This is a genomic window from Okeania sp. SIO2F5 (assembly GCF_010692685.1).
GTDB lineage: Bacteria > Cyanobacteriota > Cyanobacteriia > Cyanobacteriales > Microcoleaceae > Okeania > Okeania hirsuta.
In genome coordinates this window covers 1-1,159 of sequence record NZ_JAAHGU010000321.1, presented here as the reverse complement: position 1 = coordinate 1,159, position 1,159 = coordinate 1, and the positions used below count along the sequence as shown (strand labels likewise).

The 1,159-nt window shown below is 32.4% G+C and carries 2 protein-coding genes and 1 pseudogene; all 3 read right to left on the bottom strand.

Going from position 1 to position 1,159, the window contains the following annotated elements; genetic code table 11:
• Nucleotides 1-341, bottom strand: a 341-nt coding sequence (locus F6K27_RS33300; protein WP_287300979.1) for a hypothetical protein, incomplete at its 3' end; no start/stop codon positions are given.
• A 126-nt stretch (nt 342-467) separates the two neighbouring features.
• Nucleotides 468-773: a hypothetical protein gene (locus F6K27_RS34235; RefSeq protein WP_353736107.1), complete on the bottom strand. Its 306-nt coding sequence runs from the start codon at nt 771-773 to the stop codon at nt 468-470.
• Nucleotides 774-808: 35 nt separating this feature from the next.
• Nucleotides 809-1,159: pseudogene (locus F6K27_RS34230) on the bottom strand (methyltransferase type 11); the annotation flags it as partial.

Sequence of the window (1,159 nt, the reverse complement as noted above, 5' to 3'; positions counted from 1 at the left end):
TCAGAAATGCCAAATGCCCAGGGAATATATTGGCTTGGATACTTCCTAAATTTGTGCATATGCACGCGAATTACGGCTGTTAATCTCTCTGTTCTACCAGTTAATACATGATCGCTATCATTGGGATCTATTATAACTAAAATAACTTCTTCATTGAGTTCGTAAAATAAATCAAATAAAGGGTGGTTATTTGTCATTTCTATGAAATAAATATCGGCCACTACGATTGCACAATTGTTAGGATGTAATTGGCGATCATTTTTAAACAAATATTCTTGATTTTTCAAGTCGATTAACCAACAATCTATGTTAGAAAAAATAGGAATTCCTAGTCTTTTCAAACCTTCTGCTATACAAATTGATATATGAGAGCATTTTTTAACTGGTGAAAAGATAAAGTAAACACCTTTTTCGACAATTTCAGTTATCATAATATTAATAAATTATCCTGTAATAACTTTAGCTTTCTATATTGAAAAAATTTCTTGTACTTTTGCCTTAGCGATCGCTTCTTTATTCTCATTATCCAATTTAATCCGACCTTGCAGTTGAGGAATTAAAGCTGACCATTGTATTTGACTCAATTCCCCAACCAAAACAATTTCTGGTCCCTCATCTACCTCTAATTCTAACTCCATTAACAAATTCATCGCCACACTAGATAAAATTAAATCTGCATCCTCAGCAGAAATATTACTGTTATCTATTAATAGAGTCATCTTAGCTCTATCTGGATGAGCTACCAGACTTTTAATTACCTCAAAGCTTAACATATTGCGGAGCAAAATCTAACCTAGAGTTATGATAATTAATTATCCGATACTAAATATTCTTGAAATACTTTTTGAAATAAAGCTCCCATTTGACTAGAGTAATAGCGACTATCCAAAAACTGCGGATTACCCTGCATTTTTTTCTCTATTCTGTCTTGATAAACTGTTCGTAAATTAGAATCATTTCCCAAATTAACTGCTAATTGAATATAACTATCTTCATTATCTGCAATTAATTCTGGCATCTCAAGATAGCGCAACAAAGACGCTCCCCTCCGAGAGCGAGCAGATTCTTTTTGCATAACAACAGTAGGTAAACAAATCTGCAATGGATCTATTAATGAAGTCATTCCAGAAAATGGATAAGCATCTAAATAAATATTTGC

What these genes read in the sequence shown, in the direction of transcription:
- F6K27_RS34235 (WP_353736107.1), bottom strand. Translation starts at nt 773, where the DNA reads ATGTTAAGCTTTGAGGTAATTAAAAGTCTGGTAGCTCATCCAGATAGA.